Source organism: Xanthomonas sp. SHU 199 (genome assembly GCF_000364665.1).
Lineage (GTDB): Bacteria > Pseudomonadota > Gammaproteobacteria > Xanthomonadales > Xanthomonadaceae > Xanthomonas_A > Xanthomonas_A sontii.
Genome location: NZ_AQOI01000550.1, coordinates 1 through 6,768, shown reverse-complemented (window position 1 = coordinate 6,768; position 6,768 = coordinate 1). Strand labels below are relative to the sequence as shown.

Sequence of the window (6,768 nt, the reverse complement as noted above, 5' to 3'; positions counted from 1 at the left end):
GCCGACGGAACTGGATCGGCAGCTGCGGCAGAAGATCGAGCACGTGGTGGTGATCTACGCCGAGAACCGCAGCTTCAACAATCTGTTCCCCGAGTTCCCCGGGCTGCAGCAGCCGCTGTCCAAGGTGACGCCGGCGCAGGCGCGGCAGGTGGACCGCGACGGCAGCGTGCTCGATATCCTGCCGCCGATCTGGGGCGGACTGGCGCCGGACGAACAGGTGGTGGCGCATCGCCGCTACAAGATCGGCGAGGACGCGATCGGGCCGCTGCCCAATGCGCCGTTCGCGCTGCGCACGCCCGATGGCCAGTTGCTGCCGCACGGCATCGTGACCCGCGACCTGGTGCACCGCTTCTACGAGAACCAGATGCAGATCAACGGCGGCCGCAACGACGGCTTCGCCGCGTGGAGCGACGCCGGCGGCCTGGTGATGGGCCACTACGCCGACGCGCCGGCCACGCTACGGCTGTGGAGCCTGGCCCGCGACTACACGCTGTGCGACAACTTCTTCATGGGCGCGTTCGGCGGCTCGTTCCTCAACCACCAGTACCTGATCGCCGCGCAGGCGCCGTACTACCCCAAGGCCGACAGCAGCCCGGGGCGGACGCAGATCAGCGTGCTGGCCAGCGACCGGCCCGACGAGATCCGTCTGGCGGTGCAGGACGATTCGCCGGGCACCGCGCTCAACGGCCGGCCGCGCTTCGTGCGCAACGGCGCGCTGACCCCGGATTTCTGGGCGATCAATACCCTGAGCCCGCCGTTCCAGCCCAGCACCAGCCAGGACCCGACGCGCCCGGACTACGCCGACCCCAACAGCCCCAACACGCTGCCGCCGCAGACCCACCGCCACATCGGCGACGCGCTCGACGCCAAGGGCGTGGACTGGGCCTGGTACGCCGGCGGCTGGGCGCTGGCGGTGCAGGGCAAGGGCGACACCGGCGACACCAGCGAGTTCCCGGGCAGTCCCAACTTCCAGATCCACCACCAGCCGTTCAACTACTTCGCCAACCTCGCCCCAGGCACGCCGGCGCGGGCGCGCCGGCTGCGCGACGGCGGCCTGGGCGACACCGCCCCGGAGAACCGCTTCCTCGCCGACGTGCAGGCCGGCACGTTGCCGCCGGTGACGTTCTACAAGCCGCAGGGCAACCTCAACATGCACGCCGGCTACTCCGACGTGGCCGCCGGCGATCGCCACATCGCGATGGTGGTGGACGCGCTGCGCAACAGCCCGCTGTGGGAGAAGACCGTCGTGTTCATCACCTTCGACGAAAACGGCGGCTGGTGGGACCACGTGGCGCCGCCCAAGGCCGACCGCTGGGGCCCGGGCTCGCGCATCCCGGCGCTGGTGGTGTCGCCGCACGCCAAGCGCGGCCACGTCGACCACAGCGTCTACGACACCGGCTCGATCCTGCGCTTCATCACCCGCCGCTTCGGCCTGGAGCCGTTGCCGGGCCTGGTCGAACGCGAACGTGCGATGCACGCCGCCAGCGGCGTGGTGCCGGGCGACCTCACCGCCGCGCTGGACCTGGCCTAGGCTGGCGCGGGTTGCGCAGGGCGGGGCGGACTGCCGCCGCCCTGCCCCGCGTCCAGGCAATGCGGCACTCAGGCGGCGTGGAACGTGCCAGCGCCGCGCTGGCGGCGGAACAGCAGCAAGGTGCAGGCCAGGCCGATCAGCGCCGCCAGCGACAGCCACAACGCCGGGGCAGCACGGCTGTGGGTGGTGTGGATCAGCCATGTGGACACCGCCGGGGTGAAGCCGCCCATCGTCGCGGTAGCCAGGCTGTAGGCCAGCGAGAAGCCGGTGGTGCGCACCTCCGCCGGCATCACCTCGGTCAGCGCCACCACCATCGCGCCGTTGTAGGCGCCGTACAGCAGCGACAGCCACTCGCCGACCAGCAGCAGCCGCGCGAACGAGGGCGCGTCGACCAGCCACTGCAGTGCCGGCCACACCGTCAGCAGCATCGCCACGCTGGCGAACACCAGCAGCGGCTTGCGGCCGATGCGGTCGCTCAGCGCGCCCATCACCGGCAGCCACACGAAATTGGACAGGCCGATGCAGCCGGTCACCACCAGGCTGTCCAGCTCGCTCAGGTGCAGCTCGGCGCGGCCGTAGGTCGGCATGTAGGCGGTGATCAGGTAGAACGACACGGTGGTCATCATCACCATGCCCACGCCGGCCAGGATCAATTCGACATTGGCGCGCAGCGAACGGGCGATGCCGGCCAGGTCCGGCGCCTGCCGCGCGGCGAACTCCGGGGTTTCCTGCAGCGAGCGGCGGATCAGGAAGATCAGCGGCACGATCAGGCTGCCGATGGCGAACGGCACACGCCAGCCCCAGCTGTCCATCGTGCTGTCGGAGAGCAGCGCGTGCAGGGCCACGCCGAGCGCAGCGGCGAACACCACCGCCACCTGCTGGCTGGCCGACTGCCAGGCCACGTAGAATCCGCGCCGGCCCGGCGTGGCGATCTCGGCCAGATACACCGACACGCCGCCCAGCTCGGCGCCGGCGGAGAAGCCCTGCAGCAGGCGGCCGAGCAGCACCAGCAACGGCGCCAGCACGCCGATGGTGCCGTAGCCGGGGACGAAGGCGATCAACAGCACGCCGGCCGACATCAGCCCCAGGGTCAGGATCAGGCCCTTGCGACGCCCGTGCCGGTCGATGTAACCGCCGAGCACCAGCGCGCCGATCGGCCGCATCAGGAAGCCGGCGCCGAACGTGGCCAGCGACAGCATCAGCGAGGCGAACGCGCTGTGCGACGGGAAGAACGCATGGCCGATGGCCGTGGCATAGAAGCCATAGACCATGAAGTCGTACATCTCGAGGAAGTTGCCGGTGACCACGCGGAACACGGCGGCGGCGCCGTGCGGCGCGGCCTCGGCGGCGGGGGGCGTAGTGGAAGAAGTCATCGATCGGAGTCTGCTGGAGAAGAAACGGCACCGCCTTGCGATGTCGTGCGACGGCACGGGCGGCGCGCGCGGCAACGGTACAACACGTCGCGTACGCATGCCGCCATGACGCTGCACGTCGCTACGTACGGGTTAATGCACAGCGGTACGACGCCCAGGCCGGAACTGCCGCTGATGCAACATCGGGTGCATCCCGATACGCGCCGGTGATGCACCAAGCGTCGATGTCGATACGATCTCTACGTCCGCGCCTGGCTCGCTGGCGCCATCGCCTCACGAAACAGGCCAGCACGCGCAGGTCGCAACGACGCCACCACGTCCGAACGGGTAGCCTGCACGCTGTCACGCACCAGGAAGCGCCACCGATGCGTCCCGTTCGACCGCTGCATCTCGGCGTGATCGCCGACACCCATGGCCTACTCCGCCCCGAGGCGCTGGCGGCCTTGCGTGGGTGCGCCGCGATCGTGCATGCCGGCGACATCGGCAAACCGGACGTGCTCGACGCACTGCGGGAACTGGCACCGCTGCACGCGATCCGCGGCAACATCGACACCGCGCCATGGGCACAGGCGCTGCCCGAGACCCTGGACCTGGACATCGACGGCGTGCGCCTGCACGTGCGCCACGACCTGAAGACCCTGGCGCGCGTCGCCGATGGCGTGGACGTGGTGATCAGCGGCCACTCGCACAAGCCCTTGCTGGAGACCCGCGACGGCGTGCTCTACCTCAACCCGGGCAGTGCCGGGCCGCGCCGTTTCCGCCTGCCGATCAGCCTCGGCCACCTGTATCTGACACCGACCGGCCCGCGCGGCGAGTTGCAGACCCTGGGCTAGCGCAGGCGGTTCCCGCGCCGGGGCGCACCGACACGCGACACGCGGCGGGCAGGCGACGAACGCGCGCGATCTTCGCTACAGTGGAGGCGGGGAGGCGTGCGGCCAGCGGAAGGCGTGGCGACGCCAGGATGCGGCAATGCGATGGGGAGCGAGCATGCGCAAGGTATGGAACGTGTTCGGCAAGGTCGGCCTCGGCCGCATGACCAGGGACGAGTACCAGGCCAATCTCAACGGCCTGAACATGTTCTTCGGTGCCGTCCTGGGCCTGGTGCTCACCGGCACCGAGCGCCTCAACGCCTGGCAGTTCGGTGTGGTCCTGGGCGTCCTCGCCAGCCTGGTCATCTCGATCCTGTTCATTTCCAGCAGCCGGCACCGGGTGGCGTACGCGATCTACACCCTGCTGATGGTGCTGGCACTGCCGAAGGTGATCGACGTGATGCTCAAGGGCCAGGCCCTGCTGCCGGACAAGGTGCAGCCGACGCTGATCGTGTGGACGATGATGACCATCCTGGTGGAGTTCTGGGGCCGCGAACGCGACCAAGGCGAAGCGACGGCCACCTCCGATCCATCCCGTTGAGCGGCGTTGGGCAAGCCTCGAGCGCATCGTCCGATCTTTCCGCTCCGGATGCGCCTTTTACGAACCAACCATGTCGAACCGGCTGCCGGCCGATCGAATCGGATGCCATGTGCCATGAAAGCATGTAGACCCTGGGCCGTTGTGCTTGCGTTGTGTCTGCTGACGAGCGCCTGCGCCACCATCACCGCGCCGCTCTACTCGTATCGGCCGCGCCCCGTCCTGGCCCACCCCAGCGATGCCAGCTTCGACTTTCAAGGCAGCTGGGAAGGCGTGCTCGACGGCTTCGACGCGCCGCACTACGTGGATAGCGCAGGCTTTCCCATGCGTTTTCGCTTCGTGGTTTCGCGCTGGCACGTGCGCGTCTACAACCTGGTCAGTGGCGCGTGGCGGGAAATGAAGCCCGGGCAGTTCCGCATGCGCAATTCCGGCCCGCATGCGCTCATTTACAGCACCACCTCGGGACGCGATGAGGATGGCGTCTGGGTCGAGTCGTCGTCGTTCACGCTTGCGCGGACATCCAATGACGAGATGATCGTCTACTGGCAGCGCACGGTGAACAATCTCGACGTTCCCCCGACCGATCAGTGGCATCAATTCGCCTGGGGCTACAGCGGCACCATGCGGCGTGCGGCCGCCGGCGACTGACATCCGAAAGCACGACAACGCCGCCGGCATGGCCGCGGCGATCGTCGGAACAGGGACGCGGGCGCGCTGGCGCAGCCCGCCCCCGCGCGCCGTCTCTCACCAATCCGTCGGCGCGTAGTCCTTGAGGAACTGGCCCCACACGTGCTCGCCGGTGTTGAAGCCGTGGATGATCGGATCGACGATGCGCGCGGCGCCGTCGACGATGTCCAGCGGCGGATGGAAGCGCTCCTCCTCCACCTTGCGCGCGGCGATCTCGGCCGGATCCTCGTCGGTGACCCAGCCGGTATCCACGCTGTTCATGTGGATGCCGTCGTTCTGGTAATCGGCCGCCGAGGTGCGGGTCATCATGTTCAACGCGGCCTTGGCCATGTTGGTGTGCGGATGCCGGGTGGTCTTGAAGTTGCGGTAGAACTGCCCCTCCATCGCCGACACGTTGACGATGTGCTTGTCGCGCTCGGGCGTGCGCAGCATCAGCGGCTTGAGCCGCGCGTTGAGCACGAACGGCGCGACCGCGTTGACCAGTTGCGTCTCCAGCAGTTCCACCGAGGACACTTCGTCCAGCAGCAGGCGCCAGGAGTTGCGCCCGCGCAGGTCCACCTGCTGCAGGTCCTGGTCCAGGCGCCCTTCCGGGAACAGGTGCTGCTGGGCGAGCAGGTCGTCGGCCAGCAGCGGCACCTGCGACAGCTCCGCGGCGCGCAGCAGGCCGTCGGCACCGCTGCGCCCCTGGCCCGCCCCGGCCATCTGCGTGCTGCCCCCAGCCGGCAGCAGATCGGGGCCGCGCAGGCCTTCGTACTGGCCCACCAGCCGGCGCACGTGCTCGGGCAGGTCGTGCAGCGCGGCGGTCTCGCCGGCCAGCATGTGCGCGTAGAACTGCGGCGGCCGACGCACGGTCTGGCAGGCGTTGTTGACGATGAAATCCAGGCGGCTGCGAGTGGCCAGCAGTTCGCTGCAGAACGCCTCGACGCTGGGCGTGTGGCGCAGGTCCAGCCCGTACACCTGCAGGCGGTGGCCCCACTCGGCGAAATCCGGCTCTTCCGCGTAGCGCGCTGCCGAGTCGCGCGGGAAGCGGGTGGTCACGATCAGCTCGGCACCGGCGCGCAGCAGCTTGAGCCCGGCCTGGTAGCCGATCTTGACCCGGCCGCCGGTGAGCAGCGCCACGCGCCCGCGCAAGTCCGCGGTCTCGGTGCGCTTGAAGTAGTTCAACTCGGCGCAGAGCGGGCACATCTGGTCGTAGAAGTGATGCAGCTCGGTGTACTTCTGCTTGCACACGTAGCAGTGGCGCAACTCGGGCGAATGCGCCGCCGGCGCCTCGGCCACGGCCTGCGCATGGGTCAGCGCTTCCGGCGTGTGCGGCGGGAAATAGTTGGGCGTGCTGAACACCGGTTTGCGCCGCAGCGCACGGATGCCGGTCTGCGCCAGCAGCTCCTCGGCCTTGCGCACCTTCTCCTGGTGGCGCTCGCGCGCCTGTTCCTTGAGCAGCTTGCGCCGCGCCTTGGGCTCGGGATTGAAGACCTGGGCGACCACCTGCAGCAGGCGCACCCGCTCGGCTTCCGGCAGGGTATCGAGCACGCGCCGGTCGGCGGCGATGGTCTCGAGCAGGTCCAGGGTGATGCGCAGGCGCTCGGCCTGGGGCAGGTCGTCGGGCGAAACGGGGGCAGTGGCGTTCAAGACAGATCCGGGGATGGGCGACGGCGAGCCGCGGCAGAGCGCCGGCACGATGCCGACAGGGCAGCACGCGGCCCTGCGGCGCCACCGCCCGCCGAAGCGGGAACGGCGGCGGCACGGGCCGCGGCGGGCCGGAGGAACCGG

The 6,768-nt window shown here is 69.5% G+C and carries 6 protein-coding genes; 4 read left to right on the top strand and 2 right to left on the bottom strand.

Annotated features, from left to right (window positions below):
• The coding region (gene acpA / locus D183_RS0116420; protein ID WP_017909959.1) for an acid phosphatase at positions 1-1,531 on the top strand (1,531 nt) is incomplete at its 5' end.
• 68 nt (positions 1,532-1,599) lie between these two features.
• Here acpA and D183_RS0116415 read toward each other — a convergent pair.
• A complete protein-coding gene (locus D183_RS0116415) occupies positions 1,600-2,904 on the bottom strand; it encodes an MFS transporter (RefSeq protein ID WP_017909958.1) in 1,305 nt (434 codons plus the stop codon).
• A gap of 365 nt (positions 2,905-3,269) precedes the next feature.
• On the opposite strand from D183_RS0116415, the gene D183_RS0116410 reads away from it, so the two are divergent.
• The 3 genes from D183_RS0116410 (at position 3,270) to D183_RS0116400 (ending at position 4,959) form a co-directional block, all read left to right on the top strand.
• Positions 3,270-3,737 (top strand): metallophosphoesterase family protein, encoded by a 468-nt coding sequence (locus tag D183_RS0116410; RefSeq protein WP_026144553.1) that lies wholly within the window; start codon positions 3,270-3,272, stop codon positions 3,735-3,737.
• A 154-nt stretch (positions 3,738-3,891) separates the two neighbouring features.
• Positions 3,892-4,314 carry a hypothetical protein gene (locus D183_RS0116405; protein WP_017909956.1) on the top strand — a complete coding sequence of 141 codons (423 nt, stop codon included), beginning with the start codon at positions 3,892-3,894 and terminating at the stop codon, positions 4,312-4,314.
• 114 nt (positions 4,315-4,428) lie between these two features.
• Positions 4,429-4,959, top strand: coding sequence for a hypothetical protein (locus D183_RS0116400; RefSeq protein WP_223875560.1), 531 nt, complete (start codon positions 4,429-4,431; stop codon positions 4,957-4,959).
• 96 nt (positions 4,960-5,055) lie between these two features.
• On the opposite strand, the gene D183_RS0116395 is transcribed toward D183_RS0116400, so the two are convergent.
• Complete coding sequence (locus D183_RS0116395) at positions 5,056-6,627, bottom strand: SDR family NAD(P)-dependent oxidoreductase (RefSeq protein ID WP_017909954.1); 1,572 nt, start codon at positions 6,625-6,627, stop codon at positions 5,056-5,058.
• Positions 6,628-6,768: the final 141 nt, after the last annotated feature.